Origin of the sequence: Kribbella solani (assembly GCF_014205295.1) — a bacterium.
Lineage (GTDB): Bacteria > Actinomycetota > Actinomycetes > Propionibacteriales > Kribbellaceae > Kribbella > Kribbella solani.
In genome coordinates this window covers 331,401-358,004 of the sequence record NZ_JACHNF010000001.1, presented here as the reverse complement: position 1 = coordinate 358,004, position 26,604 = coordinate 331,401, and the positions used below count along the sequence as shown (strand labels likewise).

At 68.6% G+C, this 26,604-nt stretch carries 28 protein-coding genes and 2 tRNA genes; 10 read left to right on the top strand and 20 right to left on the bottom strand.

Annotated elements, in window-relative coordinates:
* The first annotated feature begins 88 nt into the window (after positions 1-88).
* Positions 89-1,294, top strand: a complete 1,206-nt coding sequence (locus tag HDA44_RS01650) for a CynX/NimT family MFS transporter (protein WP_202887057.1) — start codon at positions 89-91, stop codon at positions 1,292-1,294.
* A 57-nt stretch (positions 1,295-1,351) separates the two neighbouring features.
* Here HDA44_RS01650 and HDA44_RS01645 read toward each other — a convergent pair whose 3' ends face one another.
* Positions 1,352-2,359 carry a sugar phosphate isomerase/epimerase family protein gene (locus tag HDA44_RS01645; protein WP_184830676.1) on the bottom strand — a complete coding sequence of 336 codons (1,008 nt, stop codon included), beginning with the start codon at positions 2,357-2,359 and terminating at the stop codon, positions 1,352-1,354.
* Positions 2,360-2,370: 11 nt separating this feature from the next.
* Complete coding sequence (locus tag HDA44_RS01640; RefSeq protein WP_184830674.1) at positions 2,371-3,465, bottom strand: Gfo/Idh/MocA family oxidoreductase; 1,095 nt, start codon at positions 3,463-3,465, stop codon at positions 2,371-2,373.
* A gap of 75 nt (positions 3,466-3,540) precedes the next feature.
* Here HDA44_RS01640 and HDA44_RS01635 point away from each other — a divergent pair, with 75 nt between their 5' ends.
* On the top strand, positions 3,541-4,656 hold the full coding sequence (locus HDA44_RS01635; protein ID WP_184830672.1) for an ROK family transcriptional regulator: 1,116 nt from the start codon (positions 3,541-3,543) through the stop codon (positions 4,654-4,656).
* Between the two features lie 51 nt (positions 4,657-4,707).
* Here the strand turns inward: HDA44_RS01635 and HDA44_RS01630 are convergent, their stop codons facing one another.
* Genes HDA44_RS01630 through HDA44_RS01620 form a run of 3 tightly spaced genes read right to left on the bottom strand, consistent with a single transcriptional unit; the run spans position 4,708 to position 7,435 of the window.
* A complete protein-coding gene (locus tag HDA44_RS01630) occupies positions 4,708-5,652 on the bottom strand; it encodes an aminoglycoside phosphotransferase family protein (RefSeq protein ID WP_202887055.1) in 945 nt (314 codons plus the stop codon).
* Positions 5,649-6,650, bottom strand: coding sequence for an NAD(P)H-dependent glycerol-3-phosphate dehydrogenase (locus HDA44_RS01625; protein WP_184830670.1), 1,002 nt, complete (start codon positions 6,648-6,650; stop codon positions 5,649-5,651). Before HDA44_RS01625 ends, HDA44_RS01630 begins: the two co-directional genes overlap by 4 nt.
* On the bottom strand, positions 6,647-7,435 hold the full coding sequence (locus HDA44_RS01620; RefSeq protein ID WP_184830668.1) for a lysophospholipid acyltransferase family protein: 789 nt from the start codon (positions 7,433-7,435) through the stop codon (positions 6,647-6,649). The genes HDA44_RS01625 and HDA44_RS01620 overlap by 4 nt, the downstream gene beginning before the upstream one ends.
* 16 nt (positions 7,436-7,451) lie before the next feature.
* On the opposite strand from HDA44_RS01620, the gene cofC reads away from it, so the two are divergent.
* Both cofC and HDA44_RS01610 read left to right on the top strand, forming a co-directional pair.
* Complete coding sequence (cofC, locus tag HDA44_RS01615) at positions 7,452-8,123, top strand: 2-phospho-L-lactate guanylyltransferase (RefSeq protein ID WP_184830666.1); 672 nt, start codon at positions 7,452-7,454, stop codon at positions 8,121-8,123.
* A 1-nt stretch (position 8,124) separates the two neighbouring features.
* Complete coding sequence (locus tag HDA44_RS01610) at positions 8,125-8,331, top strand: hypothetical protein (protein WP_184830664.1); 207 nt, start codon at positions 8,125-8,127, stop codon at positions 8,329-8,331.
* A gap of 88 nt (positions 8,332-8,419) precedes the next feature.
* Here HDA44_RS01610 and HDA44_RS01605 read toward each other — a convergent pair whose 3' ends face one another.
* From HDA44_RS01605 to leuC, 4 genes are all read right to left on the bottom strand, one after another.
* Positions 8,420-8,989 carry an HU family DNA-binding protein gene (locus tag HDA44_RS01605; RefSeq protein WP_184830662.1) on the bottom strand — a complete coding sequence of 190 codons (570 nt, stop codon included), beginning with the start codon at positions 8,987-8,989 and terminating at the stop codon, positions 8,420-8,422.
* 169 nt (positions 8,990-9,158) lie between these two features.
* Positions 9,159-10,349, bottom strand: a complete 1,191-nt coding sequence (corA, locus tag HDA44_RS01600) for a magnesium/cobalt transporter CorA (protein ID WP_184830660.1) — start codon at positions 10,347-10,349, stop codon at positions 9,159-9,161.
* Positions 10,350-10,605: 256 nt separating this feature from the next.
* On the bottom strand, positions 10,606-11,205 hold the full coding sequence (gene leuD, locus HDA44_RS01595) for a 3-isopropylmalate dehydratase small subunit (protein WP_184830658.1): 600 nt from the start codon (positions 11,203-11,205) through the stop codon (positions 10,606-10,608).
* A 14-nt stretch (positions 11,206-11,219) separates the two neighbouring features.
* Complete coding sequence (gene leuC, locus HDA44_RS01590) at positions 11,220-12,644, bottom strand: 3-isopropylmalate dehydratase large subunit (RefSeq protein WP_184830656.1); 1,425 nt, start codon at positions 12,642-12,644, stop codon at positions 11,220-11,222.
* Positions 12,645-12,752: 108 nt separating this feature from the next.
* Between leuC and HDA44_RS01585 the strand changes: the two genes are divergently transcribed.
* A complete protein-coding gene (locus HDA44_RS01585; RefSeq protein WP_184830655.1) occupies positions 12,753-13,472 on the top strand; it encodes an IclR family transcriptional regulator in 720 nt (239 codons plus the stop codon).
* 176 nt (positions 13,473-13,648) lie between these two features.
* Positions 13,649-14,236 (top strand): HdeD family acid-resistance protein, encoded by a 588-nt coding sequence (locus tag HDA44_RS01580; protein ID WP_184830654.1) that lies wholly within the window; start codon positions 13,649-13,651, stop codon positions 14,234-14,236.
* Here HDA44_RS01580 and HDA44_RS01575 read toward each other — a convergent pair.
* From HDA44_RS01575 to HDA44_RS01530, 10 genes are all read right to left on the bottom strand, one after another.
* A complete protein-coding gene (locus tag HDA44_RS01575; RefSeq protein WP_184830653.1) occupies positions 14,203-15,225 on the bottom strand; it encodes a LacI family DNA-binding transcriptional regulator in 1,023 nt (340 codons plus the stop codon). The two genes, HDA44_RS01580 and HDA44_RS01575, sit on opposite strands and share 34 nt — an antisense overlap.
* The gene (locus HDA44_RS01570) at positions 15,197-16,117 is read right to left on the bottom strand and encodes a nucleoside hydrolase (protein WP_184830652.1); all 921 of its coding nucleotides are present in this window, start codon (positions 16,115-16,117) and stop codon (positions 15,197-15,199) included. The genes HDA44_RS01575 and HDA44_RS01570 overlap by 29 nt, the downstream gene beginning before the upstream one ends.
* 7 nt (positions 16,118-16,124) lie before the next feature.
* Positions 16,125-16,943 carry a carbohydrate ABC transporter permease gene (locus tag HDA44_RS36885; protein WP_184830651.1) on the bottom strand — a complete coding sequence of 273 codons (819 nt, stop codon included), beginning with the start codon at positions 16,941-16,943 and terminating at the stop codon, positions 16,125-16,127.
* A complete protein-coding gene (locus tag HDA44_RS01560; RefSeq protein ID WP_202887053.1) occupies positions 16,940-17,818 on the bottom strand; it encodes an ABC transporter permease subunit in 879 nt (292 codons plus the stop codon). Before HDA44_RS01560 ends, HDA44_RS36885 begins: the two co-directional genes overlap by 4 nt.
* Positions 17,815-19,116, bottom strand: coding sequence for an extracellular solute-binding protein (locus tag HDA44_RS01555; RefSeq protein WP_184830650.1), 1,302 nt, complete (start codon positions 19,114-19,116; stop codon positions 17,815-17,817). Before HDA44_RS01555 ends, HDA44_RS01560 begins: the two co-directional genes overlap by 4 nt.
* A gap of 155 nt (positions 19,117-19,271) precedes the next feature.
* Positions 19,272-19,347: transfer RNA gene (locus HDA44_RS01550), tRNA-Glu, on the bottom strand.
* Between the two features lie 78 nt (positions 19,348-19,425).
* Positions 19,426-19,497: transfer RNA gene (locus HDA44_RS01545), tRNA-Gln, on the bottom strand.
* Positions 19,498-19,615: 118 nt separating this feature from the next.
* Positions 19,616-20,530 carry a CPBP family intramembrane glutamic endopeptidase gene (locus HDA44_RS01540; protein WP_184830648.1) on the bottom strand — a complete coding sequence of 305 codons (915 nt, stop codon included), beginning with the start codon at positions 20,528-20,530 and terminating at the stop codon, positions 19,616-19,618.
* Positions 20,527-22,044 carry a glutamate--tRNA ligase gene (gltX, locus tag HDA44_RS01535; RefSeq protein ID WP_337905583.1) on the bottom strand — a complete coding sequence of 506 codons (1,518 nt, stop codon included), beginning with the start codon at positions 22,042-22,044 and terminating at the stop codon, positions 20,527-20,529. Before gltX ends, HDA44_RS01540 begins: the two co-directional genes overlap by 4 nt.
* On the bottom strand, positions 22,037-22,825 hold the full coding sequence (locus HDA44_RS01530; protein WP_184830646.1) for a fumarylacetoacetate hydrolase family protein: 789 nt from the start codon (positions 22,823-22,825) through the stop codon (positions 22,037-22,039). Before HDA44_RS01530 ends, gltX begins: the two co-directional genes overlap by 8 nt.
* Before the next feature lie 41 nt (positions 22,826-22,866).
* Between HDA44_RS01530 and HDA44_RS01525 the strand changes: the two genes are divergently transcribed.
* From HDA44_RS01525 to HDA44_RS01515, 3 genes are read left to right on the top strand one after another with little or no spacing between them, the layout of a single operon-like run.
* A complete protein-coding gene (locus tag HDA44_RS01525; protein WP_184830644.1) occupies positions 22,867-23,349 on the top strand; it encodes a GNAT family N-acetyltransferase in 483 nt (160 codons plus the stop codon).
* Positions 23,346-24,197 carry a 3-methyladenine DNA glycosylase gene (locus HDA44_RS01520; protein ID WP_184830642.1) on the top strand — a complete coding sequence of 284 codons (852 nt, stop codon included), beginning with the start codon at positions 23,346-23,348 and terminating at the stop codon, positions 24,195-24,197. The genes HDA44_RS01525 and HDA44_RS01520 overlap by 4 nt, the downstream gene beginning before the upstream one ends.
* A 9-nt stretch (positions 24,198-24,206) precedes the next feature.
* Entirely contained in the window at positions 24,207-24,401 is a 195-nt protein-coding gene (locus tag HDA44_RS01515) for a hypothetical protein (protein ID WP_184830640.1), read from the top strand.
* Positions 24,402-24,406: 5 nt separating this feature from the next.
* Here the strand turns inward: HDA44_RS01515 and HDA44_RS01510 are convergent, their stop codons facing one another.
* Positions 24,407-25,231 (bottom strand): methyltransferase, encoded by an 825-nt coding sequence (locus HDA44_RS01510; protein WP_184830638.1) that lies wholly within the window; start codon positions 25,229-25,231, stop codon positions 24,407-24,409.
* A 64-nt stretch (positions 25,232-25,295) separates the two neighbouring features.
* On the opposite strand from HDA44_RS01510, the gene HDA44_RS01505 reads away from it, so the two are divergent.
* Complete coding sequence (locus tag HDA44_RS01505; protein ID WP_202887051.1) at positions 25,296-26,564, top strand: Fic family protein; 1,269 nt, start codon at positions 25,296-25,298, stop codon at positions 26,562-26,564.
* The last annotated feature ends 40 nt before the right edge of the window (positions 26,565-26,604 follow it).

Below are 26,604 nucleotides of genomic sequence, written 5' to 3'. Positions count from 1 at the left end.
GGAGCGTACAGTGTAAATGTAGGACATCTGCAAAGAAGCTGTGAACTCCCGGGGAGAGAGGTGTGTTGTGGCGGTCATGACCGATCCAATGACTCGAGAGCGGTCGGCGCTGATCACCGCGACCGCTTTCGTGGTGGCGCTGAGCCTGCGGCCGGCGCTGACCGCGGTCGGTCCGGTGCTGCCGCGAATCGGTCAGGACCTGCAACTCGGTGAGGCCGCGCAGGGCCTGCTCGGTACCCTCCCGCTGCTCGCGTTCGCGGTCGCCTCACCGCTGGTGCACCTCGCCTCCCGCCGGTTCGGGATGGAGCGGGCGGTGTTCGTCTCGCTGCTGGTGCTCGCGGCGAGCAGCGCGCTCCGCCCGTACACGGGTCAGGCCGGGCTCTGGATCGGTACGGCCGTGGTCGGCGCCGCGATCGCGGTCGGCAACGTACTGGTGCCCGTGATCATCAAACGTGACTACTCCGCGCACGTGTCCCGCGCGACCGGTGTCTACACGGCGTTCATCACCGGCGGTGCCGCGGTCGCATCGATCCTCGCGGTACCGATCGCGGACGCGGTCGACTGGCGGCTGTCCCTCGCGGTCTGGGGCGGTCTGGCCGTACTGGTGGCGATCGTCTGGCTGCCGCGTACGTTGGCGCCGGAGCCGATGCCCGCGCCCCGGACCGAGGACGAGACTCCCCCGGTGAGCGTCTGGCGGCAGCCGATGGCCTGGCTGGTGACCGGATTCATGGGGTTGCAGTCGACCAGCTTCTACCTGGTCGTGAACTGGCTGCCCACGATCGAGATCACGACCGGCGGCGTCTCGGAGCGGTCCACCGGCGTACACCTGTTCGTGTTCCAGGTGTTCGGGCTGATCGGCGGGCTCAGCATCCCGTTCCTGCTGAAGCATCCGACCAACCAGCGCGCCGGTTTGATGACCGCGAGTACGCCGATCCTGATCGCGCTCCTCGGCCTGCTGCTGGCGCCGCACCTGGCGATCGTCTGGGCCGTCATCGGGGGGCTCGGCCAGGGCGCCGGGCTGGTCGCCGCGCTCTCACTGATCAGCATCCGCGGCCGCGGTCACCACGAGACCACCCAGCTGTCCGGGATGGCACAGGCAGTCGGCTACGCGCTGGCCGCGTCCGGCCCGGTGCTGGCCGGCTACCTGACCCAGGCGACCGGCGGCTGGACCGTCACGCTGATCGTGTTCGCGACGCTGGCCGCGCTGCAGGTGACCGTGGGGTTCGTGGGTGGCGTGGACAGGCGGACCCCCAGCACTCACCAAAAGCCGGCCCCGAGCGGCGCTGCCGCCTGAGGACTGCCGGGCCGGCGCCGATCGCGGAGGTTGGTGAGTGCCGGAGGTCCGGGGTTGCTACTTGTCCGTGGCGAACGCCGCGTCAAAGGCGGCGGCGGGCTTGTCGAAGGCGAGGGCGCGGATGACGTTGACCGCCTCCGCCGCGCCGACCTTGCGCTCCATCCCGGCGTCCTCCCACTCGACCGAGATCGGGCCGTCGTAGCCGATCGAGTTGAGGACCCGGAAGCAGTCTTCCCACTGCACGTCGCCGTGCCCGGTGGAGTAGAAGTCCCAGCCGCGCCGCGGGTCGCCCCACGGCAGGTGCGAACCGAGCCGCCCGTTCCGGCCGCCGCCGACCCGCATCCGGGTGTCCTTGCAGTCCACGTGGTAGATCCGGTCCTTGAAGTCCCACAGGAACGCGACCGGGTCGATGTCCTGCCAGACCATGTGCGACGGATCCCAGTTCAGCCCGAACGCCTCCCGGTGGCCGATCGCCTCCAGGGTGAGCGTGGTGGTCCAGTAGTCGTACGCGATCTCGGACGGGTGTACTTCGTGCGCGAACCGGACACCCTCCTCGTCGAACACGTCCAGGATCGGGTTCCAGCGGTCGGCGAAGTCCCGGTAGCCGGCCTCGATCCGCTCCGCGGGCACCGGCGGGAACATCGCCACGTACTGCCAGATCGACGAACCGGTGAAGCCGATGACGGTGTTCACGCCGAGCTTCTTCGCGGCCCGGGCGGTGTTCTTCAGGTCCTCGGCGGCCCGCTGCCGGACCCCCTCGGCGTCGCCGTCACCCCAGATCCGGGACGGCACGATCGCCTGGTGCCGGAAGTCGATCGGGTCGTCGCAGACCGACTGCCCGACCAGGTGGTTGGAGATCGCGAACACCTGCAGGTTGTACTTCTCCAGGATGTCCTTGCGGCCCTGTACGTACGAGTCGTCGTCGACCGCCTGCTGGACGTCGAAGTGGTCGCCGGAGCAGGCGATCTCGACACCGTCGTACCCGGCCTCGGACGCGAACTGGCAAACCTCTTCGAACGGGAGATCGGCCCACTGGCCGGTGAAGAGAGTGATCGGACGAGGCATCTCACGGGCTCCTAAGAGTTGTCGACGGTGATCCAGGCGGAGTCGCTCGCGGCCGATCGCAGTACCGCGTCGATCAGCCGGGCGGACCGCGCTCCGGCGGCGAAATCGGGCAGGCCGTCCGGGTGGTCACCCAGGACGGCGGCGTAGCTGTCGGCGACGAACGAGTCGAACGCGTCCTGGTACCCCTGCGCGTGCCCGGCCGGCAGCCGGTTCACTCGCGCGGCCGGCGGGCTGAGCGTGTCCGGGTCACGGGTCAGCAGCTGACTGCCGGCCCGGTGACCGACCCACAGGCGATCCGGGTCCTCCTGGTCGAAGCCGAAGCTCGACTCCGTCCCGGACACCTCCAGGTACAGGCGGTTCTTCCGGCCGGCCGCGACCTGGCTGACCACGATCGTGCCGACCACACCCGCCTCGGTCCGGAACTGCGCGGTAGCAAGGTCCTCGGTCCGTACGTCGGCTCCGCCGCGCCGCGCCCGCACCGTACGCAACTGGGCGCTGATCGCGGCGATCCGGTCACCGGTGACGAACTCGGTCAGGTCGCACCAGTGCGAACCGATGTCGGCGAAGGTGCGCGACGGACCGCCGGTGCTGTCGTCGACGCGCCAGTTCTGGTCGTCGGCACCCGCGAGCCAGTCCTGCAGGTACGAGCCGTGCAGGCTGGTGATGACGCCGGCGTCCCCGGCCGCGATCCGGGTCCGCAACTCACGGACCATCGGGTGGTAGCGGTACACGAACGGGACGGCGCCGACCAGGCCCGCTTCGGTGGCCGCGGCCTGCAGCCCGGTCGCATCCTGTACCGAGGTGGCCAGCGGCTTCTCGCAGACGACGTGCTTGCCGGCTTCGAGCGCTCGCAGGGTCACGTCGCGGTGGGTGTTGTTCGGGGTGCAGACATGGATGATGTCGACGTCCGCGGCGAGCAGCTCGTCCAGGGTGGCGTACCCGCGCTCGGCGCCGGCCGCTTCGGCGGCTGCCTCCGCGCGTTCGGGCGACGAGCCGACCGCTCCGGCGACGGTCGCGCCGGAGACCAGCGCCGCCCGGCCGTGTACGCGGCCCATGAAGCCGCCGCCGACGATCCCTACCTTGAGCTTGCGCGCGCTGGTGGACACGTCGAAGGACGCTATGGCAGGCTTTTGAACCCTGTCAAGCAAAAGTCCGCGTTCGGTACGACGAAAGTCCGGTGCATGAGCGATCTGGGTACGGCGGATGTGGTGTTGCGGCTGCTGCTCGACGGCCAGCCGCAGACCCGCGCCGAGCTGATCGACCGCAGTGGCCTGGCCCGGTCGACCGTGAACGGGCGGATCGAGGCGCTGCTCGCGTCCGGTCTGGTCGTACCGTCCGGCGAGGCCGCGTCGACCGGTGGCCGGCCGCCGGCGCGGTTCCGGTTCAACCCGACCGCGCGGCTCGTACTGGCAGCGGACGTCGGCGCGACGCACTTGTCGGTCGCGCTCACCGACCTGACCGGCGAGATCCTGCACCGATCCACTACCCAGCTACGGATCGACGAAGGACCCGAGGTCGTGCTCGACGCGCTCGTCGGCGCGGGGCATGCGTTGCTGCGCGAAGCGGACCGCTCCCCCACGGACCTGGCCGGTACGGGCGTCGGGCTGCCCGGCCCGGTGGAGCACAGCACCGGGCGGCCGAACCATCCGCCGATCATGCCGGGCTGGGACGCGTACGACGTGGCCGGCCGGCTCGGCCGCGATCTGCCCGGTCCGGTACTGGTCGACAACGACGTGAACATCATGGCCCTCGGCGAGCACGCGACCGCGTACCCGCAGGTCGAGCATCTGCTGTTCGTGAAGGTTGCCACCGGCATCGGCGCCGGCGTGATCAGCGGCGGCCGGCTGCATCGCGGCGCGCAGGGCGCGGCCGGCGACATCGGCCACATCCAGGTGCTCGGGCGTACGGAACTGTGCCGCTGCGGGAACCGTGGTTGCCTGGAGACGATCGCCTCCGCGGCGGCACTCGCGTCCAGGCTGGAGGTCGGGACCAGCCAGGACATCGTCGAACTCGTCCGCGCCGGGAACACCGACGCGATCACGGCGATCCGCCAGGCCGGCCGGGAGATCGGTACGGTCCTCGCCGCCGCTGTCAGTCTGCTCAACCCGTCGGTGATCGTCGTCGGCGGCTCTCTCGCGCAAGCAGGAGACAGTCTGCTGGCCGGTCTGCGCGAAACCGTCTACGCCCGATCGTTGCCGCTGGCCACGACCCACCTGCACGTCGTACCGTCCCGAACCGGCCGCGACGCCGCCCTGCTCGGCGCCGCGCGACTCGTCTGCGACCAGGTCGTCGGCTAGCCCAGACCCGCTGTCCGGCTGCCACTACCGGTCGACCTGCGGCCGAGCGGGTTAGGTGGTGAGGGCGACGGCCAGGTGGTCGATCAGGTCGAGGAGCCGGACCAGCTGCGCGTTGTCGCGGGCGCGATGGTGACCGCCCTGGCGGCGGACGCCGAAGGCGGACTGGACGGCGATCAGCTGGGTCCAGCGGCGGATACGGTCCGCGTCGAGACCGGCGGCTTCGGCGAAGTTGGCGAGCTCGGTGTGCAGGCGTTGCAGAAGGTCGTTGCCGGTGAGGCCATCGCCGACGTGGAGGTGGTAGGCGCGGGTGCGGAGGAAGATAGCGGCGTCGTACGCCGGGTCGCCGACGTAGCCCTTCGGATCGACCGCCAGCCAGGGCTCGCGGTCCGCGCGGAGGATGTTGCGCGGATGGAAGTCACCGTGCAGCACGGTCTCCGGTTGCCGGCGGCAGAGGCCGTCGACGACCGCGAGTGCTTCGTCCACGACCGCTGCAGGCAGTGCGTGGTCAAGCTCGGCCGCGTCCGTACGCAAACTCTCGGACCACGACTCAGCTTGATCCGACAGTCGGGGCAGCCCGTCCGGCGCCGGAACCATCAGCCGCCGGAGGAGATTCCCGGCGATCGTCGCGAGGTCACCAGCTTTCGCGGCGGGGGTGGGCGTCGGGACGTGAGCAGCCAGGGTGGTGGAGTGGGTGCGTTCCAGGAGCATGGCAAAGCAGGTGTCGTCGCGCTCGTACAAATGGACGGCACCCCGACCACCCCACGCCGCGAACGCGTCCGGCTCGTGAATGTTGCCCGGATGCGGGAACGACACCTTCAGTACCGCGCCCTGGACCGGCACCACCACGCCGACCTCACCATGCATGACCTCGCCGTCACGCTCGCACTTCCACCGCGTCAGCAGCTCGCCGGCAAGCGACGGCAGCTCCGCGAGCCAGGCCGCCCCCGCCGCGCCTTCCCGATCGACGGTCGCCTTCGCGAAGGCGGCCGGGATCACCAGCGTTCCGACTTCGCTGACCTGGAGACCAGCCCGAACAGCATGTCCTTCGGCGTCATCTCGCCCGCCACCACCTTCGTGACGTGTTCGGCGATCGGCATCTCCACGTCGTGCTGATGGGCCAGCTGGGTGACCGACTCGCACGACTTCACGCCCTCGGCGACCTGTCGCGTCCCGCCGGAGATCTCCGCGACCGACAAGCCCTGACCGAGCTTCTCGCCGAACGTCCGGTTCCGCGACAGCGGCGACGAACAGGTCGCGACCAGATCGCCCAGCCCGGCCAGCCCGGAGAACGTGTGCTCGTCCGCGCCGAGCGCCCGGCCCAGCCGGGCGATCTCGACCAGCCCGCGGGTGATGACCGAGGCGCGGGCGTTGTCGCCGAACCCGAGCCCGACCGCCATCCCGACCGCGAGCCCGATCACGTTCTTGCAGGCGCCACCGACCTCGCACCCGATCACGTCGGTGTTCGTGTACGGGCGGAACGTCGGCGAATGACACAACTTCTGCAACCGCGCCGCAGTGCCTTCGTCCGTACACGCGACCACGGCCGCGGCCGGCTGTCCTTCGGCGATCTCGCGCGCCAGGTTCGGCCCGGAGACGACCGCGATCCGTTCCGGTCCGGCGCCGGTGAGCTCGGCGATCACCTCGCTCATCCGCTTCGTGGTACCGAGCTCGACGCCCTTCATCAGGCTGACCAGCGGTACCGCGTTCGGCAGTACGCCGGCCCACTCGGTCAGGTTCGCCCGCAACGACTGCGATGGCACCGCGAGTACGATCGCCTCCGCTCCGTCAGCGGCGGCCGCCGGGTCGTGGGTCGCGCTGATCGCATCCGGCAACCGCAGCCCGGGCAGGTAGTCCGGGTTCGCATGCTCGCTGTTGATCACCTCGCACAGCGACTCGCGCCGCGCCCACACCGACACCTGGTTCCCGGCGTTCGCCAGCACCATCGCGAACGCCGTACCCCACGAACCGGCACCGAAGACGGCTACCTTCGTCATGCTTTGTCCTCACCTTTGCGGGCCTTGCGGAGATCGTAGAGTTCCTTCGGCGGGGTCTCGCCGCGGAGCTCGCCGAGGGTTTCGGCGAGCCGGGTCATGATCACCTCGGTTGCCTCGTGCAACAGCTCGTTGGTCAGCGGCTTGCCCGCGAACGCGCTCAGGTCGACCGGCGCGCCGGCGCGTACCAGCAGGGTCTTGCGTGGCAGCAACCGAATCCGGATCCGCTTGCCGGAGTACGACTTGATGATCTCCTGGGCACCCCAGTTCGCCACCGGGACCACCGGGCAGCCGGTCATCAACGCGATCCGGGCCGCGCCTGTCTTGCCGGTCATCGGCCACATCTCCGGGTCGCGGGTGATCGTGCCCTCTGGGTAAACGCCCACGCACTCACCGCGTTCGACCGCTGCCACCGCGTCCCGGAACGCGTCCGCGGCCTGGGTGGAATCCCGGTACACGGGGATCTGCCCGGCGCTGGTGATGATCTTGCCGAGCACCGGCAGCTTGAACAGCGACGCCTTCCCCAGGAAGCGCGGAATCCGCCGGCATTCCCAGATGAAGTACCCGAGCAGCACCGGGTCGAAGTGCGAGAGGTGATTCGGTACGTACACCACGCCGCCGGTCCGGGGCATGTTCTCGCGGCCGGTGAACCGGCACTTGGTGAACACGATCATGAACGGTTTGACGATCGCGACGATCACCCCGAACCAGAATCCACGCGGCGGCCGTGGATCCGCCTGCCTCGCGTCCACAGCTGCCTCCTGGTGCTCGTTCCGGCCATCCGTCATGGGAGAATCCTGCCTGATGGCAGACCTACAGGTCGCTCCCTGGACCCTGGTGATCCCGGTGAAGCGTACGGCGATCGCGAAGAGCCGGCTTGCTCCGGCCTACCCTCAGCACCGCCCTGAGCTCGCCCGGGCCTTCGCTGTCGACACTACTGCGGCCGCCCTCGCCTCCCCGCTGGTGCGTGCCGTTCTGGTCGTCACCGACGATCCGCTGGTGGCCGCCGACGTCACCGCGGCCGGTGCGCTGGTGGTCCCGGATCTCCCGGCCACCGGGCTGAACGAGGCCCTCCTGCACGGCGCGACCGTGGCCGCCGCGGAGTCCCCGGCACACGGCGTCGCTGCCCTGTCGGCGGATCTGCCCGCACTGCGGCCGGCCGAGCTGACCGCGGTCCTGGCGGCGTGTACGGCACCACGTTCGTTCGTCATCGATCTTCCCGGCACCGGGACGACGTTGCTCGCGGCAGCCCCTGGCGTACCGCTGGATCCGCGTTTCGGCGTAGGTTCCGCGCTCGCGCATCAGGCGTCCGGCGCGGCACCGATCGAGCTGACCGGCATCGAGTCGGTACGTCGCGATGTCGACACGGCCGCCGATCTCGCCCACGCGGTACAGCTCGGCGTCGGCCCGGCCACCGCGGACGTGATGTCTCTCGTACTCGGTGCCGCGACGGGTACCGAAGGGCTAGCCTGCTGACATGCAGGCAACCGTGAGCGCGTACGACACCGAGACGTTCTCCGGTGCGGTGCTGACCGATACCGGGATCGAGCTTCCGTTCACCGTGCACGCGGTCGCCGACACTCCTGTCCGGCACCTGCGCGTCGGCCAGCGGGTAAGGATCGAGACGACCGGTTCCGGCGCGACGGCAACGGTCACCAAGGTCGAGTTCGGTACCCACCTGTAGCTGCCGTCAGCAACAACGGCGAAGGCCGGTCAACCCTGGTGTGGGGTGACCGGCCTTCGCTGTACTACTGGTGCCGCAGTGCCTGAAGTCAGCGCGCGGTACGCTTCGCCGCGGTCTTCTTGGCGGGGGCCTTCTTGGCCGGCGCCTTCTTCGCGACGACCTTCTTGGCCGGGGCCTTCTTCGCCGGGGCCTTCTTGGCAACGGTCTTGGCCGGCGCCTTCTTGGCTACCGCCTTGGCCGGGGCCTTCTTGGCGACCGTCTTCTTCGCTGCGGCGGTCTTGGTCGCGGCGGCCTTGGCCGGCGCGGCCTTCTTCGCCGGGGCAGCCGCCTTGGTGGCGGTCGCGGCCGGCTTCGGGGCCACCAGCTTCGGCAGCTTCTTCGCGCCGGAGACGACGGCCTTCAGCTCCGCACCCGCGCGGAACTTCGGCACCGTGGTCTTCTTGGCGCGCTTGGTCTCACCGGTCCGCGGGTTGCGCACGATGCGCGCGCCACGCTCGATGGCCTCGAAGGCACCGAAACCGGTGATGGCGACCTTGCCACCCTTTTTGGTCAGCTCACGCTGGACGGTGTCGATCACCGATTCCAACGCGTGCTGGGCCTGGCGGCGGTTTCCGTCGAAGTGCACTGCGAGCGCTTCGACCAACTGGCTCTTGTTCACTGCTTCCCTCCGTGAACACTAGGCGTCGAGCACAGCGCTCGATCTCACAGGAACGTTATGGACTCACACGGCCGTGCACAAACACCAACGCGGCAATTTGGCCTTGTTTTAGGCGATTCGGCCCACAAATCGGGCCGAATCGCCCCGATTCGGGGCTGTGACGGCAGTTTCAGAGCCAGCCGCGGCGTTTGAAGATCTGGTGCAGACCGACACACACCAAGGCCATCAGGCCGATCGCGAACGGGTATCCGAGCTGCCAGTGCAGCTCCGGCATGTTGTCGAAGTTCATCCCGTAGACGGTGCCGATCAGGGTCGGCGCGAACAGGATCGCCGCCCAGGCAGAGATCCGCTTCACCTCTTCGTTCTGCTCACTGCTGGCGATGGTGAGGCTCTTCATCTCCTCGTTCTGCTGCTGGGCCACCAGGGTCGCGTTCACGGTCAGGATGTCGCGGAGCAGTTCGCGGAAGCCGTCCACCTTCTCCACCACTTCGGTGACGTGGTCGGCCACGTCCCGCAGTGAACGTTGCAGTTCCTCGTCCACGCCGTACTTCTCGAAGCCGCCGCGGAGTTGCTCCAGGATGCCGATCAACGGCCGGGTGGCGCGCTGGAACTCGATCACCTCGCGGGACAGTTCGTAGATCCGCCGGGACACCTTCGGGTCGCCGCGGAACACCTCGGTCTCGATCTCGTCGATGTCGTTCTCCAGGCCGGCCACCACCGGCGCGTACCCGTCGACGACCTTGTCCATGATCGCGTACAGAACAGCTTCGGCGCCGCGGCTGAGCAGCTCCGGATCGCGTTCGACCCGGCGCCGAACCGCTGCCAGGTTGGGCGCTTCGGCGTGCCGGACGGTGACCACGAAGTCCGGTCCGACGAACACGTGCACCTCACCGAACTCGACCTGCTCGGTCGCGTCCCGGTACCGCGCGGCCTTCAGCACCACGAACAACGTGTCGCCGTAGCGCTCCAGCTTCGGCCGCTGATGCGCTTCGTTCGCGTCCTCGATCGCCAGCTCGTGCAGGTCGAACTCGTCCGCCAGCGAGGCCAGCTCGCGCCGGTCCGGCCGGTACAGGCCGATCCAGGCCAGGCTGTGCGGCGCTTCGTGCAGCGCGCCGTACGTCTCCGCGAGCGACACCGGCGACGAGACCCGGCGGCCGTCGCAGTAGATCGCGCTGTCGACGACGCTGTGCCCCTTGGGTTTCTGCGGATCGCGGCCCTGCTTCTCGGCCGGCTCGAGCGCGCCGGTGGCGGCAGCGGCGGCGGCCGCGTGCTTGCGGGCAGCGGCGCTCTTACGGGCGGCGGCGCGCAGGGACGGGGTACGGCTGAACGCCCGGAACGAGCGAAGGCGCAGGTCGGACATGAGTCCTCCAGATGCGGTGGAACAGGGTGAGTGATGGACGCACGTCTGCCCGACCCGCAACTGCTGAAGGAAAGCTGAGAGAGAGTCAGCCCTTCGAAGGTCGAGCGAGACCGGTATGTCTGGAGGGATCGCTGTTCATCAGCGCCTCACCTCCTCGGTCTCGCAAGCCTTGTTCTGACAACCCGTAGAGGGTAACACCAGAGTTATCGTTGCCGCCGCCCGGAGCGTTACGGCAGCGATAACTCTGGTGGGAGTTTCAGGCCTTCGCCGGTAGCGTGGCGGGCTTGAAGGACGGCCGGGTTGCTTCGTACGCGGTGATGTCGTCGGCGTGCGACAGGGTGATGCCGACGTCGTCGAGGCCGTTCAGCAACCGGTAGCGGGTGTAGTCGTCGATCTCGAACGGCGCCGAGAGGTCACCGGCCGAGATCGTCTTGTTCTCCAGGTCGACCGTGACCTTCGTCCCCGGGTCGGACTCGATCGTGGACCACAGCTGCTCGACGACATCCTGGGTGACCAGCGCCGCGAGCAGACCGGCCTTGCCGGAGTTGCCACGGAAGATGTCGCCGAACCGCGACGACACGACGACCCGGAACCCGTAGTCGAGCAGGGCCCAGACCGCGTGCTCACGCGACGATCCGGTGCCGAAGTCCGGTCCGGCGACCAGTACCGAGACGCCCTCGTACTCGGGCTGGTTGAGGACGAAGGAAGAATCGTTGCGCCAGGCCGCGAACAGCCCGTCCTCGAAGCCGGTCCGGGTGACCCGCTTCAGGTACACGGCCGGGATGATCTGGTCGGTGTCGACGTTGCTGCGGCGCAGCGGGGCCGCGGTACCGATGTGCTGGGTGAAGGCTTCCATGATTCCCTTGCTCCTCAGGCGTTCGCGGGGACGGCGACGGGCGGCAGGTCGGCCGGCGCGGCCAGGGTTCCGGTCACCGCGGTGGCGGCGGCGACCAGCGGCGACACCAGGTGGGTCCGTCCGCCCTTGCCCTGCCGGCCTTCGAAGTTCCGGTTCGAGGTGGAGGCGCTGCGCTCCCCCGGAGCCAGCTGGTCCGGGTTCATCCCCAGGCACATCGAGCACCCGGCGCCCCGCCACTCGGCGCCGGCGTCCTTGAAGATCGCGTCCAGCCCCTCGGCCTCGGCCTGCAGCCGGACCCGGCCGGAACCCGGCACCACCAGCATCCGGGTGCCCTCGGCAACCTTCCGCCCGGCCAGCACGCCGGCCGCGGCCCGCAGGTCCTCGATCCGGCCGTTGGTGCAGGAGCCCAGGAACACCGTGTCGACGTGGATCTCGCGCAGCGGCGTACCCGCGGTGAGGCCCATGTACTCCAGCGCGCGCTCGGCGGCGACCTTGTCGTTCTCGTTGTCGAAGTCGTCCGGCGACGGCACGGTGGCCGCCAGCGGCACGCCCTGGCCGGGGTTCGTACCCCAGGTGACGAACGGCGTGATGTCCTCGGCGCGCAGCACGACCTCACGGTCGAAGGTCGCGTCCGCGTCGGTGGCCAGGCTCTTCCAGTACTCGACCGCGGCTTCCCAGTCGACACCCTCGGGCGCGTGCGGCTTGCCCTTCAGGTACTCGAAGGTGGTCTCGTCCGGCGCGATCAGGCCGGCCTTCGCGCCCCACTCGATCGACATGTTGCAGATCGTCATCCGGGCTTCCATGCTGAGCGCCCGGATCGCTTCGCCGCGGTACTCGACGATGTACCCCTGGCCACCGCCGGTACCGACCTTGGCGATCAGTGCCAGCACCAGGTCCTTGGCCGAGACGCCGTCCGGCAGGACGCCGTCGACGGTGACGGCCATCGTCTTCGGCCGGGCCTGCATCAGCGTCTGGGTGGCCAGCACGTGCTCGACCTCGCTGGTACCGATGCCGAAGGCAATCGCCCCGAACGCGCCGTGGGTGGAGGTGTGGCTGTCACCGCAGACCACGGTCATCCCGGGCTGGGTCAGGCCGAGCTGCGGGCCGATCACGTGCACGACGCCCTGGTCCGGGTCGCCGAGGGTGTGGATCCGGATGCCGAACTCCTCGGCGTTCTTCCGCAGCGTGTCCACCTGGGTCCGCGACACCGGGTCGGCGATCGGCTTGTCCACGTCGAAGGTCGGGACGTTGTGGTCCTCGGTGGCGATGGTCAGCTCCGGGCGCCGGACCGCGCGGCCGGCCAGCCGGAGGCCGTCGAAGGCCTGCGGGCTGGTCACCTCGTGGACCAGGTGGAGGTCGATGTAAAGGAGGTCGGGTTCTCCGTCGGCATGGCGCACGACGTGCGCATCCCAGACCTTTTCCGACAACGTCCTGCCCATCAGACTCTCCTTTGAGATACGTACAGTTGAGTGCTCTCGCTCACAGTGCTCCGGTACAGGTCACGGAAGCCACTTGCGTTCCACGATTCGAGACGGCAATATCGTCCCATGGACAACTCTAGCGGAGTCGGCGTTCTCGACAAAGCAGCTCTCGTTCTGTCCGCCCTCGAGTCCGGGCCGGCGACCCTGGCCGGTCTGGTGGCGGCCACGGGGCTGGCCCGCCCGACGGCCCACCGGCTGGCGGTCGCGCTCGAGCACCACCGGCTGGTCGGTCGCGACATGCAGGGACGCTTCGTGCTCGGCCCGCGACTCAGTGAGTTGGCCTCCGCCGCCGGTGAGGACCGGTTGCTCGCGACGGCCGGCCCCGTGCTGGCGCGACTGCGCGACATCACCGGCGAGTCGGCACAGCTGTTCCGGCGCCAGGGTGAGTACCGGGTCTGTGTCGCCGCCGCCGAGCGTCCGTCCGGCCTCCGGGACACGGTTCCGGTCGGCAGCCAGCTGACCATGGCGGCCGGGTCCGCCGCGCAGATCCTGCTCGCCTGGGAGGACCCGGAGCGGATGCACCGCGGTCTGCACAGCTCCACCTTCAACGCGGCCGCGCTGGCCGGCGTACGCCGCCGTGGCTGGGCGCACTCGGTCGGCGAACGCGAGCAGGGCGTCGCGTCGGTGTCCGCGCCGGTCCGCTCCCCCAGCGGCAAAGTGATCGCCGCCGTGTCGGTCTCCGGCCCGATCGAGCGACTGTCCCGCCAGCCCGGCCGGATGCACGCCCCGGCCGTGATGGCCGCCGCGGAGCGTTTGTCCGAGGCATTGCGACGCGCTTCGGAATAACCCCTCACTCCGCTCCCCCACCCCGGCCCGCCCCAAACCGGTTCGGGGAGCGCTACCCACCCAAATCGGGCAGTCACGCTCCCCAAACCGGTTTGGGGAGGCGGGATCGCGTCGGTTGTTGTCACACAGCGTTGCTGAGATCACCATGAGGAGTACATCCCTCGAGGAGGTCTGGCATGTGGTCTGGCATGGAGCGGGACTGGCTGACACTCGGTTGGAAGATGCTGCTCGTCCGGGGCGCGATCGGCATCGTGTTCGGAATCATGGCGATCGCCTGGCCGATCTCCACGGCGATCGCGCTCGCGGTGCTCTGGGGCATCTGGGCGCTCACCGACGGGATCGGCTCGCTCGCCCAGGCGTTCCAGCCCGAGACGCGCGGCGGTAGCCGGGTCTACCTGATCGTGCTCGGCGTGATCGCGCTGCTGGCGGGGTTCTTCGCGATCGTCCACCCGGGCATGACGGCGGTGACACTGACCTGGATCCTCGGCATCTGGCTGATCGTCCGCGGCATCTTCGAGCTGGCCGGCGCGTTCAGCAGCCAGCTCTTCGTACCGCGCTGGCTGCTGGTGCTGAACGGCGTACTGTCGCTGCTCCTCGGCATCCTGTTCGCGGCCCGGCCCGGTCCCAGTGCGGTCAAGATCGCCGTACTGCTCGGCATCACCGCATTGATCTGGGGTGCCGTACTCATCGGTGTCGGCCTGTCGGTACGGCGCGCCGCGTCCGGCCCGGCTCAGTCCGACACCGGTAGCCCGTCACCGGCCTGACAGCCGCACGAGGCGCTGGGAACCAACCCGTAGTCGAGGACATGGCGCGTCGCCGTGCGGTTCGAGCGGTCCAGCAGGAGTTCGACTGCTTGGCGTGCGGTGTCCTCGATCGGTTGCCGCACGCTGGCCAACGGAGGCACAGTCACCGTGCATTCGCTGGTGCCGTCGAATCCCATCACCGCGACATCGTCCGGTACGCGCAATCCGGCTTCCCAGGCCGCGTACAGGACGCCGAACGCCTGCTCGTCGGTGGAGCAGTAGATCGCCCGCGGTGGGCGCTTCTGCCGGAACCACGGGCGTACGGCGTCCCGCGCCGCGAACCGCGAAACCGGCGACGCGACGTAGCGCGCCGAGGCCCGCGGGTGTGCTTCCAGTGCCTGCTCGATACCGCGCCGGTGCTCCGCCGTACCCGGTGAATCCGCCGGCCCGGTGACGACGCCGATCGTGCGGTAGCCGTGCGACAGCAGGTGCTCGGTCGACGCCGCGGCCGCCGCGACGTAGTCGATCGACAACGTGGAGACAGTTACCCCGTCCGGCACCGGATGCAGCGCGACGACCGGTACGTTGGCCGCCGCGAAGCGCTGGATCGCCGGTTCCACCAGCAGCGAGACGAGTACGACGCCGTCGACCTTCCGCTCGATGAACGAGCCGATGTGCGCCGACTCCTGCTCCGGATCACCGGCCGAGTCACCGATCAGCAGCAGATGGTCGTGCTGCCGGGCGAAACTCTCCAGGTGCTCGGCCAGGGTCGCGAAGTACGGGTTGCGGATCTGCGGGATCAGCAACCCGAGCGAGTACGTACGCCCGGCACTGAGCGCGCGGGCGAGAATGTTCGGCCGGTAGTCCAGCTCCGCCGCGGCCTCCAGCACCCGCCGGCGGGTCTCCGCCGACACTGGCCGCGGGCCGTTGTTGAAGACGTAGCTGACTACCGCGGTGGACGTACCGGCCCGCTCCGCGACGTCACGCGCGGTCGTCATCGATCCCCTCATGGCGAGCAGGGTAAGCCGTCCCGGCTGTCACGATGCGGCTGGTGATTTCCTCGGCCACCTGCTCGCCGTCGACGCCGGTGACGATCCGCACGCTGCCGGTGGGGTCCGGCGTGAAGGTGCTGTGCCCGGCGGCCTCACCACCGATGGCGATCGTCACCCGTCCGGTCTCGGAGAAGGTGAACAGCTCCGGCCGGCTCAGCGCGAGCAGGGCAACTGGGTCGTGCGGCACGTTCCAGGTCTCGTTCCAGAACGCCCACCACTGCTCGATGTCCGCCCCGAGCGCGGCACCGAGCGGACCGGCGGCGCGGATGCGTTCCAGCCGCGCGGCCTCGATGGTGACCTGACGGGTGATCTCCAGGCCGGTGATCGTGGTCGGAACCCCCGCGTTCAGTACGGCCTGGGCCGCGACGTCATCGGACCTGAAGTTGTGCTCCGCGTCCTCGGCAGCACCGAACCCGCCGCCCATAACCCACAGGTGCCGAATCCAGCCGGCCGCTTGCGGTTCGAGGGCGAACGCGGCCGCCAGGTTGGTCAGCGGCCCGATCGCTGCCACGTCGAGCCCCCCCGGCCGCGCGCGCAGCCGGGCGACGAGCCGCTCCGGCGCGCTGTCCGCGCTGATGGTCTCGGCGTCCAGGTCAGCGTGCAGCGTGCCCTCGTGCCCGGCCCACCAGACCTCACGTCCGGAGATCGGCTCCACCACGCCCGGTACGACGTCCACGTCACGCCCGGCGAGTGCGGCGTACCGGCGGGCCAGCTGGGCGCGCAGGCGGGTGTCGCCGTACACCGTGTGCACCTCGACGAGCTCGAGCTCCGGGCTGCCCATCAGCTGGGCGAGCGCCATCGCGTCGTCGACGTCGGAACCGATATCGGTGTCCAGAATGATGGATCGCATGGTCTCCCTACTTGAGTCCGCTACTCGACACGGACTGGACGAAGTACCGCTGGAAACCGGCGATGACCACCAGCGGGATGACGGTGAGGACGACGGCACCCGCGAAGACGAGACCGTAGTCGGCGAAGTTCTGGCCCTGCAGGTTGGACAGCGCGACCGGACCGAGGATGTGCTTGGCGTCGGTGCCGATCAGCAGCGGCCAGACGTACGACTGCCACTGGAACAGGAACAGCATCAGCCCGGCGCCGATCAGTGCCGGCTTCGACAACGGCAGATAGATCCAGCGGAAGACACCGAACCAGTTCAGCCCGTCCAGCCGACCCGCTTCTACCAGCTCGGTCGGGATGCCGAGGAAGAACTGCCGGAGCAGGAAGATCGCCATCCCGTTGCCGATCCCGGGTAGTACCAGGCCGGTGAACGTGTTGGTGAGGTGCCAGTCCCGGAACATGGTCGACAGCGGGATAGCGATCGCGTCGAACGGCACCAGGAAGCTCAGCACCACCACGCCGAACACCAGCCCGCGCCCCCGGAACTGGAACGCGGACAGTCCGAAGGCAGCTGACGCACAGACCGCCAGGCCGATCGCTACCGTCGCGACACTGACCAGGATCGAGTTGAGCGTCGCGCGGCCGATCTCACTGCTCAGCAGGGCCGAGTAGTTCCGCAGTGTCGGCCGCAGCTCGAAGAACGTCGACCAGGACAGCGGGTTGAGGTGTGCGAACGTCTCCGAGCCCGGGCGCAGTGAGTTGGTGACAACCCAGAGCAGCGGCAGGAAGAACAGGATGCCGACGACACCGCCGAGCACCGACAGGCTGACGCGCCTCACTGGTCACCTCGCAACAGCCGGAACTGGCCGGCGACGATCGCCAGCGTGAGCGCGACCAGGATGACCACCTCGGCCTGCGCGACATGGATGTCACCAAGCGCGTACGCCCGGTTGTACACGTCGTACATCAGGAGGTTGCTGTTTCCGTTCGGTCCGCCCTTGGTGAGGATCTGGACCGGTGCGAACACCAGCAGGTTCGAGACGGTGTCGGCTACCAGTACGAAGGCCAGTGGGCGGCGTACGAGCGGCAGGGTGACTGAGATCATCCGGCGCCAGGCACCTGCACCGTCGAGCAGTGCGGCTTCGCGTACCTCTTCCGGTACTTCCTGGATGCCCGCGATCAGGAAGAGCATCCAGTACCCGACGCCGATCCACGACAGCAGGACGATCAGCGACGGCAGTACCTGACTCGGCGACGTGAGGAACGGCTGGGCGGAGATGCCGAGCCGGTCGAGTACGCCGTTCGCCAGGCCGTCCGGTCGGTAGATGACACTCCAGATCACCGCGGAGACAGCAGGTGGGGTGGCGATCGGCAGGATCACCAACGTACGCCAGAGACGCGACCCGGCTGCCTTCTGCGTGAACAGAACAGCCAGCAGGAACGACACCACGACCTGGATCGGGTTGACCAGCACGGTGAAGAGCAGGGTGACGCCGACCGACTGCCGGAAGTCCTTGCTGGCCAGCAGGTCGCCGTAGTTGCTCAGCCCGGCGAACACCCGGCCACCGCGCAGCAGGCTCTCGGAGTAGAAGCTCTCGACCACTGCCGAGATCGCCGGCACGATCCGCAGCACCGCGAGGCAGAGCAACGCGGGCGCCAGGAAGGCAAGGGCGATCAGCCCCTGCCGGCCCTTGCGTTCCTGGCGACTGCTCACTTGATCGACTTCCAGGCCTCGGTCAGCTGCCGGGTCGCCTCCTGCAACCGCGCGTCCGGGTTGCTGCCGTTGCGGATGTCCGCGAACGCCTTGCCCATCACTTCCTCGAACTGGATGTACCCGACGCTCACCGGCCGCGACACCGCGGTGTGCTCACTCTCGTACGTCGTGATCGCCGCGGCGCCGACCGTCTTCGCGCCGGAGAAGCTGTCCATCTTCGGGGTGTACTGCTTCCGCGCGTCCAGGTTCGCCGGAATGATCGTCGTCGCGCTCGTGGTGGCCAGGTTGCCGGCCGGATCGAGGGTGGCGAACTCGAGGAACTTGCGGGCCATCCCCAGCTGCTTGGACGCCGGGTTCAGACCGAGCGACCAGGACCCGGTCGGGCTGACCGGCTTGCCGCCCTGGAAGTACGGCAGCGGAGCGACGCCCCAGTCGACCTTCGAGCTGCCGAAGATCTTCAGGTCCCACGGACCGCCGACGAAGAACGCGACGCCACCGTTCGCGAACACCGGTCCGGTCTGGAAGCCGCCGATCCCGCGCGGCGACAGTCCGCTCGCGTACGTGTTGCCGTACCACTGCATGGCCTTCTTCCAGCCGTCCGTCTCGACCGCCGGGGTGAGCGCGTCGTCGCCCTCGATACCCGATCCGCCGCCGAGCGACTCGGCCAGCGGCTGCAGCTGGTAGTACGCCTCCGGCTGCTCCATGAACAGGCCGTACTTGGTGCCACCGGACTGCATCGCCTTGCGACCGGCGGCCTCGACCTGCTCCCAGGTCCAGCGCTGCTGTGGGTCGGCGGTCGGCGGCGTCACCTTCGCCTTGGCCAGCGCGGTCTTGTTGTAGAAGAGGTACTGGGTGGAGTTCCACATCGGCAGCGACCAGAGCTTGTCGCGGAAGTGGTTGGTCTTGTACGCCGCCGCGCTGAACGACGACTTCACCTTCGCGTCGAGCTCACTGAGATCGACCAGGAACCCCTTCGCGGCCAGCTGGGACACCCGCGGCTCGTCGACCGTGTACACGTCGATGCCGGTGTCCTTCGCGCTCAGCCGCTGCTGCATGGTCGCGTTGAACTGGTCGAACGGGATCTGGGTGTAGTTGACCGTGATCCCGGGGTTCTTCGCCTCGAAGGCCTTGATCACCGGCTGGTACGTCTCGGCGTTGTCGGTGCCGGCGAAGTTGACGGTCCCGGTGGCCGGACCGGAGTCGGTCGCGGCCGGGGTCTCGGACGAGCCACCACATCCGGCCACCAGCAGCGCGGTGGCCACCAGGGCGGCCGGTACAGCAAAGAGGTTTCGCCGCACGGCGCTCCCCTTTCCACGAACGGCCGGAGAGCCGGCCTCGAAGGTCTAAGCGGTTAGACTCTAAGCGCTTAGACAAGAAGGTGTCCAGCAGCCGTTACCAACCCGTGCCGAAACGCACGAAGACCCCCGTCCAGAAGGACGAGGGTCTTCTTCTCTGGTAGCCCCGACGGGATTCGAACCCGCGCTACCGCCTTGAGAGGGCGGCGTGCTAGGCCGCTACACAACGGGGCCAGAGGTGTGTCAACCGGGCTTTTCGGCCCGGGCAACGAGGTTGAACTCTACCGATTTTCACCGGTGCGGTCCAATCCGCTGGGGTACTAGGACTCGAACCTAGACTAACTGAACCAGAATCAGACGGGCTGCCAATTACCCCATACCCCAAAGGCATTTTCACCGTGCTGGGAGTTTGTTTCCGCCCTCATCAACCCGGCTCGGAGAGCTTACCCGAGGCAGGGACCGAGGAGCAAAACGGGCCCCCGCCCGCGAGTTGTCACTCCCGTCACACCTGACTCCTGACCCCCGTCGCGGTCAGGTTCAGCCGGCCCGCGATCCACAGCGCGGCGGCGCCGAAGGCGGCGAACTTCAGCACGTCGACGGTCACCAGCGACCACGGCGCGTCCTTCACGCCGAGGCTCGCGCCGACGGTGTTCGTCAGCGCCGCGAACACGAACGTGACCACGTTGTTCGCCGCGTGCCCGGCGATGCCGGCCTCCAGCCCGCCGGTCCGGACGACCAGGATCGCGGCGACCAGGCCGAACGCGAGCCGGTCGACGAACAAAGCCGGACTCTGCCACGGCCAGATCCCGTGCGCCATCGTGAACAGGATCGAGGTCGTCAGTACGACGACGACCGTGCTCCGGACCAGCGCGCCCATCGCCTGCAGCATGTAGCCGCGGAAGTAGTACTCCTCCCCCGCTGCCTGGAACGTCGAGGTGAGCAGCGTGACGACGATCACCGCGATCACGTCCGGCGCCATGCCGCCGCCGTGCCGTTCACCGGTCGCGAGCTCGATGTCACCGAGCTGGACGACCAGCAGCGCCAGCAGCTCGATCACGATCGCGGCCAGCGCGAACCAGGCCAGCGGCTTCCAGCGCAGGCTGCCGACCACCGAGGACAGCAGCCCCGGTCGCTGGCGGTTCAGCTTCTGGGCGACCAGCATGCTGAGCGGGATCAGCACGATCAGCGTCAGGTTCGTGGCCAGCAGCCCGAACCAGGAGATCGTGCCCTCCGGGTCCTTCTTGATCGACACCTGGATGGTCAGGATGACGACGCTCGCGAGCATCCAGCCGACCAGGATCGTCAGCGCGCCGAGCACCACGTACCCGCGCGGCGCCTCCGGTACCCGGAGCAGGTCCTGGTAGCGCGTCCGGCCCGGGGTGACGTCGCGGGCCTTCTCCGGCGTCGGCATCGTCATGACGTACGCCGTGCCAGCTCGAGCCGGTGCAGGGATTTCTCCCGGCCGAGCAGCTCCATCGACTCGAACAGCGGCGGCGAGATCCGGCGGCCCGAGATCGCCACCCGGACCGGACCGAACGCGTTCTTCGGTTTCAGGCCGAGCCCTTCGATCAGCGCGGCCCGTAACGCGGCCTCGATCGCTTCGGTGGTCCACTCGACGCCCGCGAGCGCCTTGGCGGACGCGTCCAGGACAGTGCCCGCGTCCCCGGTCAGCACCTTCGCGGCCGCGTCCGGATCGATCGTGAACGCGGCATCGTCGACGAACAGGAAACCGAGCATGCCGACCGACTCGGACAGCATGTTCATCCGCTCCTGCACCAGCGGGACGGCGGCATGCAGTACGGCCAGCTGTGCTTCCGCCGGCTGCTCCGGCAACAGGCCGGCGCCCACCAGGAACGGGATCGTCCGCTCGGCGAACTCGTCCCGCGGCAGCATCCGCATGTGCGCCGCGTTGATCGCCTCGCACTTCTTCGGATCGAACCGGGCCGAATTCGAGTTCACCTTGCGGATGTCGAACGCCTCGACCATCTCCGCCATCGTGAACACGTCCCGGTCCTCGGCGATCGACCAGCCGAGCAGAGCCAGGTAGTTCAGCAGACCCTCGGGCAGAAAACCACGCTCGACGTACTCGGTCAGGCCGGAACCCTTGTCACGCTTCGACAGCCGCTTGTTGCCCTCGCCCATCACGAACGGCAGATGGCCGAACCGCGGCGTCCGGCCGCTGCCGACACCGATCTCGGCGAGCGCCTCGTACAGGGCGATCTGCCGCGGCGTCGACGACAACAGGTCCTCACCACGCAGTACGTGGGTGATCTCCATCAGCGCATCGTCGACCGGGTTCACCAGCGGGTACAGCGGGTAGCCGTTCGCGCGCACGAGTACGTAGTCGCCGAGGTTCTCCGGCAGGAAGGTGATCTCGCCGCGCACGAGGTCGTCGAAGACGATCGGATGGTCAGGCATCCGCAGCCGGACCACGGGACGCCGGCCCTCGTCGACGTACGCCTGGAGTTGCTCGGGTGGAAGATCGCGGCAATGCCCGTCGTACCCACTGTGCTGACCGGCCGTACGGGCTGCCTCGCGGCGCTGGTCCAGCTCCTCCTGCGAGCAGTAGCAGTGGTACGCCTTGCCGGCCGCGAGCAGCTTCGTCACGATGTCCGTGTAGATGTCCATCCGCTCGGACTGCAGGTACGGCCCGAGGTCGCCGCCGACCTCCGGTCCTTCGTCCCAGTTCAGGCCGAGCCAGCGCAGCGCGTCGTACGTGTAGCGGTAGCTCTCTTCGGTGTTGCGTGCGGTGTCGGTGTCCTCGATCCGCAGCACCAGCTTGCCGCCGTAGTGCCGTGCGAACGCCCAGTTGAACAGCGCGCTGCGGATGTTGCCGACGGTCAGCAGGCCGGTCGGCGACGGTGGGAACCGCACCCGGACCTGGCTCGGCTCCAGCTCGCCCAGCACCTCGCTGCCGGCGCGGTCAGTCACGCACGATCACCTTGTTCGTCAGAGTTCCGATTCCTTCGACGCTGACCGACACCTCGTCACCGGGCAACATCGGGCCGACCCCCGCCGGCGTACCGGTGAGCACCACGTCGCCGGGCAGCAGCGTGGTGAAGGAGGTGATGTAGGCGAGCACCTCGGGGATGTCGAAGATGAACTGCGACGTCCGCCCGTCCTGCTTGGGCTCACCGTTCAGCTCGGTGCTGACCCGCAGGTCGGACACGTCCAGCTCGGTGCTGATCCACGGGCCGAGCGGGCAGAACGTGTCGTACCCCTTGGCCCGGGCCCATTGCCCGTCGGACTTCTGCAGGTCGCGCGCGGTCACGTCGTTCGCGATCGTGTAACCGAAGATCACCTCGTTCACCCGCTCCTTGGGCAGGTCCCGGCAGATCCGGCCGATCACGATCGCCAGCTCGCCCTCGAAGTGCAGGTCGTTCGTCTGCTCCGGGTACACGATGCCGTCCCGCGGGCCGATCACGCTGGTGTTCGGCTTCAGGAAGATCATCGGCTGGTCCGGCACGTCGTTGCCCAGCTCGGCGGCATGGGCCGCGTAGTTCCGGCCGACGCAGACCACCTTGCTGCGCGGGATCACCGGCGCGAGCAGCCGCACGTCCGCGAGCTGCAGCTTCTCCCCGGTGAACTGCGCCGACCGGTAGAGCGGGTCCGAGTCGAGAACGTTGACTGTACCGACGAGTCCCTCGGGGTCGTCGGTCTCGACGACGCCGTACTTGGGCTCGTCGTCCACGGAGAATCTGGCGATACGCACGGGCCGAGCCTACCGGTGGTAGGTGATGAGACAGTTGTGCGGTGACGTATGAGATCCGCTTGGCGCTTGCGGCCGAGTACGACGCCGTCGGTGAGCTGACCGTCGACGCGTACGCCCATGACGGTTTCGTTCGTGGTGACTACGTGCTGACGCTGCGTGCCGCCGCTGATCGTGCTGCCAAAGCAGAGCTGTGGGTCGCGGCCGACAAGTCCGGGCTGCTGGGCACTGTTACTTACTGTCCGGCCGGCTCCGTCTACCGCGAGATCGGGCGCGACGACGAGGGCGAGTTCCGGATGCTCGGCGTGGCCGGCCGCGCGCGTGGACTCGGCATCGGTACGGCGCTGACCGAGCGCTGCATCGCGCGTACGCGGGAACTCGGGCAGCACCGGATCGTGATGTGCAGCGCCGAGTACATGACCACCGCCCACCGCCTGTACGAACGCCTCGGCTTCACGCGCCTGCCAGAACGCGACTGGTCCCCGATTCCAGGTCTCAACCTGTACGCGTTCACTCTCGAGCTATGACCATCACTCTCACGTCGGGCGAGTGGTCGTCGTACGCCGCCTCGCACACTGCCCGTGTGGACGCCTTGCTGTCCGGTCATCTGGAGCGCCGGCGTCGCCGGGAAGCTCATCCGGTCGAGGACTTCCTGTTCACCTACTACCCGATCCGCCCGAACCAGCTGCGCGTCTGGCATCCCGGTCCGGGCGTACGGCTGCTCGACGCGGCGTCCTACTCGGAGCGGCGCGGCTACCAGGTGGTCGATGGCGTTGCGGCACTGGACAGTGCGGAGATCACCCGTCGTACCGACAGCATCACGTGGATTCGACGACTGCTCGCTGCCACGCTCGATCGGCAACCACAGTTCGGCTGTTTCGGTTTGCACGAATGGGCGATGGTTTACCGCACGCCTGACGTACGCCACGCCGCCTGGCCGTTGCGGTTGGGAGCCGAAGGCACCGATCAGGTAGTCGAGTCGCACAAGATCGGCTGCTCGCACTTCGACGCGTTCCGCTTCTTCACGGACGCGGCGCGCCCTCGCAACACACTGCAGCCGACGCGGGGATCACAGCCGCAACTTGAGCAGGGCGGCTGTTTGCACGCGAACATGGACCTCTACAAGTGGGCCGGCAAGCTGATGCCGTTCACCCCCAGCGCGTTGCTGCTGGACTGCTTCGAGCTCGCGCGAGACATCCGTACGCTGGACATGCGCGCGTCGCCGTACGACCTCGCGGACCTGGGGTACGCGCCGGTGCGGATCGAGACTGTTGAGGGCAAGGCAGAGTACACGGCGGCGCAGCGTGGGTTCGCCGACCGCGCCCGACCACTACGCCGGCAACTCGTGGAACTCTGCGATCACCTTCTCGGCTAGCCTTTCGGTATGGGAAAGATCGTCGCCATCGCTTTTGCCGCGCTGCTGATCGCGATCGGTGGCGTCTGGACGTTCCAGGGGTTGGGGTATCTCAAGGGCAGCTCGATGACCGGCAGCACCCTGTGGGCGACGGTCGGGCCGATCGTGGCGGCGTTCGGGGTGGCGCTGATCTATGTGGCGTTCCGGGGGCCGAAGAAACGCTGAAGGTACTACTGCTTCTGGGCTTTCAGCGCGAACAGAAGTGGGATTCGCGGGGCCTCGTCGGGCAGGCGCCACCAGCCGTCGGGGGTCTGCCGCATGCTGGACCAACGCGGCCACGGGAGGACTTCAGACTCACGCAAGCTGGTGATCTGGAGACCGGCGGCCGCCAGTGTGGTGGTGAGTTCGCCCAGGCCGTGCCGCCACTCGTAGCTGGTCTGGCGGCCGGGGACCTCGTCGCCGGTGTACGTGACAGTGGACTCGTGCGCGATCGGTCCGCGCCCTTCCAGGTAGTCGGCGCGGAGGATCAACTCGTCGGTCTCACCGGGCAGTGACACCTCGCGGAGCGCGTTCAGCAACGGGTGGAACTCCACGATGTAGAGCATCCCGCCGGGCTTGAGCAGGTCGCGTACGACCTCGGCCCACTGCTGCAGATCCGGCAGGTAGCACAGTGCGCCCTTGCCCGTGTACACGACGTCGAACTGCTTGCCCGGAAGCACATCCACCGCGTCGTACACATTGGCGTGTACGTACTCGATGGCCACCTTCGCGTCGGCAGCGATCCGCCGTGCCTCCGCCAGGGACGCGGCGGACAGGTCGAGCCCGGTGGTCCGCGCGCCGCGCTCCGCGAAGGCGATCGTCTCCGTGCCGAGATGACATTGCAGATGCAGTACGTCGCGACCGTCGAGCTCGCCGAGATCGGTCCACTCGTAGTCGGCGAACCAGTACTCGGCCGGGCGGTCGTAGAAGTCGCTCGCCGCATGCAGTGGTGCCCGGGCGTTCCAGTCGGCTTCGTTGGCGGCTACTTGCTGCAGTGTCTGCTCGTCCAGGCTCACGTACAACAGTCTGCCCGTACGCACGACCCTTGTTCAAGGTTTGTGGATAAGCTTGAATATAGGTATGGCGCGTGTTGAGTTGCACCGGTGGCCCGGGCATCCGGACGGGTTCACTCGCGCGGAGCGGCTCGGCGGGTCGTACGAGCTGTACTTTCCCGACCCGTTGACCGGCCGCGCGTTCGACCTGAGCGACGACGTGCTCGCCGTACTGGAGGACGCCGCCGGAGATCTCGCCCGCCTGGACGCGACGGCGGCCGTACTGACGAACAGCGAGGCGCTGGCCCGCCCCCTGCTCCGGGCCGAGGCGGTCGGGTCGTCGCACATCGAAGGGCTCGTCGTCGGCGCGCGACGGTTGCTGAAGGCCGACGTACTCCGCGATCGGGCCCGCGACGTCACCGCCGAGGAAGTGCTCGGCGCGGTCGACGCGATGACCTGGGTGACCGAATCCGTCCAGGCCGGCGACAAACTGGAGGTCGGCCACGTACTCGAGGCGCACCGGCAACTGATGGCGCAGTCGCCGAACCCGGAGTACGGCGGCGAGATCCGCTACCTGCAGAACTGGATCGGCGGCCGCTCCCCCGCCGAGGCGTACTACGTGCCGCCGCCCGCGCAACTCGTGCCCGAACTGCTCGCCGATCTGATGACGTTCGTCCGCGAGTCGCCGCTGCCCGTGCTGGCCAAGACGGCGATCGCGCACGCGCAGTTCGAGACCATCCATCCCTTCGCCGACGGGAACGGGCGGACCGGGCGGGCGCTGATCCACCTGATCCTGCGCGCCGAAGGCCTGGTCTCCCGGACCGTGCCGCCAGTGTCGCTCGCGCTCGCGACTCACGCCGCGGAGTACGTGAACGCGCTGACCACCTTCCGGTACGTCGGCCGCGCGACGACGGCGAAGGCGCGCGCGGCGGCCAACCCGTGGCTGCGGATGTTCGCGATGGCGTGCACGCAGGCGACCGCCGAGGCGGCCCGCTTCGAACAGAACGCGACCGAGCTCAAGGAGGCCTGGCGGGAGCGCGCCGACCCGGTCCGCGCGGGCTCGGCGACCGAGCGGCTGATCGAGGCGCTGCCGGCCGCGCCCGTGCTCACCTTGGCCGCCGCGGCGCGCCTGATCGACCGCTCGCAGCAGGCCGCGAACCAGGCCCTCACCCGCCTGGTCGAAGCCCGCGTCCTCCGCGAGGTCACCGACGGCCGCCGTAATCGGGTGTACGAGGCACCCGAGCTGATCGATGCCTTCACCTTGCTCGAACGCCGCTTCGCGAGCCCGGCCGCCGATACCCGGATTTCGCCGCCTATCAGACCTGTTCCGGCAAGGCCAGGACCGACACGCGGATAGCTCGAATCTTGGTTTGACTTTCCGCCCTGGCGCGAGCAAT

Excerpts from the sequence above, each read along its gene's own strand:
- HDA44_RS01650 (WP_202887057.1), top strand. The coding sequence starts at position 89 with ATGACTCGAGAGCGGTCGGCGCTGATCACCGCGACCGCTTTCGTGGTG.
- HDA44_RS01645 (WP_184830676.1), bottom strand. The coding sequence starts at position 2,359 with ATGCCTCGTCCGATCACTCTCTTCACCGGCCAGTGGGCCGATCTCCCG.
- HDA44_RS01635 (WP_184830672.1), top strand. The coding sequence starts at position 3,541 with ATGAGCGATCTGGGTACGGCGGATGTGGTGTTGCGGCTGCTGCTCGAC.
- HDA44_RS01625 (WP_184830670.1), bottom strand. The coding sequence starts at position 6,650 with ATGACGAAGGTAGCCGTCTTCGGTGCCGGTTCGTGGGGTACGGCGTTC.
- HDA44_RS01620 (WP_184830668.1), bottom strand. The coding sequence starts at position 7,435 with ATGACGGATGGCCGGAACGAGCACCAGGAGGCAGCTGTGGACGCGAGG.
- cofC (WP_184830666.1), top strand. The coding sequence starts at position 7,452 with ATGGCAGACCTACAGGTCGCTCCCTGGACCCTGGTGATCCCGGTGAAG.
- HDA44_RS01610 (WP_184830664.1), top strand. The coding sequence starts at position 8,125 with ATGCAGGCAACCGTGAGCGCGTACGACACCGAGACGTTCTCCGGTGCG.
- corA (WP_184830660.1), bottom strand. The coding sequence starts at position 10,349 with ATGTCCGACCTGCGCCTTCGCTCGTTCCGGGCGTTCAGCCGTACCCCG.
- leuD (WP_184830658.1), bottom strand. The coding sequence starts at position 11,205 with ATGGAAGCCTTCACCCAGCACATCGGTACCGCGGCCCCGCTGCGCCGC.
- leuC (WP_184830656.1), bottom strand. The coding sequence starts at position 12,644 with ATGGGCAGGACGTTGTCGGAAAAGGTCTGGGATGCGCACGTCGTGCGC.
- HDA44_RS01585 (WP_184830655.1), top strand. The coding sequence starts at position 12,753 with ATGGACAACTCTAGCGGAGTCGGCGTTCTCGACAAAGCAGCTCTCGTT.
- HDA44_RS01580 (WP_184830654.1), top strand. The coding sequence starts at position 13,649 with ATGTGGTCTGGCATGGAGCGGGACTGGCTGACACTCGGTTGGAAGATG.
- HDA44_RS01575 (WP_184830653.1), bottom strand. The coding sequence starts at position 15,225 with ATGAGGGGATCGATGACGACCGCGCGTGACGTCGCGGAGCGGGCCGGT.
- HDA44_RS01570 (WP_184830652.1), bottom strand. The coding sequence starts at position 16,117 with ATGCGATCCATCATTCTGGACACCGATATCGGTTCCGACGTCGACGAC.
- HDA44_RS01540 (WP_184830648.1), bottom strand. The coding sequence starts at position 20,530 with ATGACGATGCCGACGCCGGAGAAGGCCCGCGACGTCACCCCGGGCCGG.
- HDA44_RS01520 (WP_184830642.1), top strand. The coding sequence starts at position 23,346 with ATGACCATCACTCTCACGTCGGGCGAGTGGTCGTCGTACGCCGCCTCG.
- HDA44_RS01515 (WP_184830640.1), top strand. The coding sequence starts at position 24,207 with ATGGGAAAGATCGTCGCCATCGCTTTTGCCGCGCTGCTGATCGCGATC.
- HDA44_RS01505 (WP_202887051.1), top strand. The coding sequence starts at position 25,296 with ATGGCGCGTGTTGAGTTGCACCGGTGGCCCGGGCATCCGGACGGGTTC.